The sequence below is a fragment of the Bacillus sp. JJ1474 genome, from assembly GCF_036965225.1.
Classification (GTDB): Bacteria; Bacillota; Bacilli; order Bacillales; family Cytobacillaceae; genus Cytobacillus.
The window spans coordinates 1-1,820 of record NZ_JBALPC010000004.1 but is presented as its reverse complement, the minus strand read 5'-3'; the positions used below and the strand labels follow the sequence as shown (position 1 = coordinate 1,820).

The window sequence follows — 1,820 nt, the reverse complement described above, 5'->3', positions numbered from 1 at the left end:
TAATGGGCCGAAAGCCAAATGGTTGAAGGGATTGAGCCCCATAATGTTAGTAAATCGAGAGGGCTGATGTTTTAACTGCGACAGAAAGCAACATTTCATTATTCGTAATGGCAAGAAGAATGAAACCTCTCTGGGGTCAGAGACCTTGGCACGTTATACATTGATATGATACGGCAACTCGGGAGACCCTATCGGTCTTTTCTTTTTTTTAGAAGAGTATGGTGTACAAGCGATACAAAGTAAGGAAACCAAATGCCGATTAGGGAGTCGGATAGCAGCGTAGTACCAATGAAGTTGGGTAATGCCGATGGAGGAAAGGCTAGCTACCAGTTATCACCCTTACTAGGGAAACATTTACTACACGCAGAGGTAGGAATATTAAATGGAAACAAAACTACTAAGGATAGCAGAATTAGCAAAATCTGATCCTATAATGAAATTTACATCTCTTGCACATTTATTAGATGAGCAATCATTAGTTCAATGTCATCATGAGTTACCTAATAAAAAGGCAACTGGGGTTAATGGTAAAACTAAAGAACAATACAGTGAAAATCTAAAAGAAAACATAGAAGGCTTAGTAAATAGGCTTAAAAGCAAAAGTTATCGTCCTGTTCCAGTAAGGAGAATGTATATTCCAAAGCTCAATTCAGACAAGAAAAGACCATTGGGAATACCAGAACATGAAGATAAAATTGTACAAAAAGGCATTACAAAGATACTAAATACCATCTATGAGAATGATTTTCTAGACTGTTCCTTTGGATTCCGTCCAAACCGTAACTGTCATGATGCTTTGAAAATACTGAACTATTACATTGAAAAGAGGTCAGTAAATTATATAGTAGATGTAGATATCAAAGGATTCTTCGACAATGTTGACCACACATGGATGATGGAGTTCTTAAAACTGCGAATCTCTGACCCTAACCTCCTAAGATTAATTGGTAGGTTTCTTAAAGGTGGATATATGGAGGAAGGAAAGAAATACAAGACAGAAAATGGCACACCGCAAGGTGGAGTAATATCTCCGATATTAGCTAACGTTTACCTCCATTACGTCCTCGACCTATGGTTTGAGAAAAGGGTTAGAAAACAGTGCAAAGGACAAGCATTTATAGTGAGATATGCAGATGATTTTGTTTGTTGTTTTCAATCTAGAAGTGAAGCTGAACAATTCTTCGAATCATTAAAATTGAGATTAAAGAAGTTTAACTTAGAAATAGCCGAGGATAAAACTAAAATTATTCCCTTTGGAAAGTTTGCGGAGAAAGATGTAAAACAAAAGGGAAACAGTAAACCAGCAATCTTTGATTTCCTAGGTTTTACACACTATTGTGGGAAAAGCAAACAAGGTAAGTTCCGAGTGAAACGGAAGTCAAGCAGGAAGAAAGTCCAAGGCAAACTCAAAGAATCTAAGCAATGGTTGAAGATTAATAGAAATAAAGATATTCATATCATTATGGATAGATTTAGACGCTCTCTTATAGGTTATTACAATTATTATTGCATCACAGATAATACCCAAAGTGTAAACAAATTCAGAGACAAAATCGGATACTTACTGTATAAATGGCTCAATAGAAGAAGTCAAAGGAAATCATTTAATTGGGATAAATTCAGACTCTTTCTTAATAAATTCCCATTACCTTACGCAAGAATTAAGGTTAACATATATGACTTAAGAAAAGAGATTAGCTACATTATGTGAACGATAACTAGGAGGAGCCGTGTGCGTTAATTGCGCAAGCACGGTTCTGTGAGGGGAGAGGAATACAATCTACCGTGAGGTAGAGAGATTCCCTTCTACTCGACTAGTT

The 1,820-nt window shown here is 36.3% G+C and carries 1 protein-coding gene; it reads left to right on the top strand.

Annotated elements, in window-relative coordinates; all coding sequences use genetic code 11:
• The first annotated feature begins 382 nt into the window (after positions 1-382).
• Positions 383-1,711, top strand: coding sequence for a group II intron reverse transcriptase/maturase (ltrA, locus tag V7164_RS00790; RefSeq protein ID WP_335346131.1), 1,329 nt, complete (start codon positions 383-385; stop codon positions 1,709-1,711).
• The last annotated feature ends 109 nt before the right edge of the window (positions 1,712-1,820 follow it).

Coding starts and splice junctions, on each gene's coding strand:
- ltrA (WP_335346131.1), top strand. CDS start 383: ATGGAAACAAAACTACTAAGGATAGCAGAATTAGCAAAATCTGATCCT.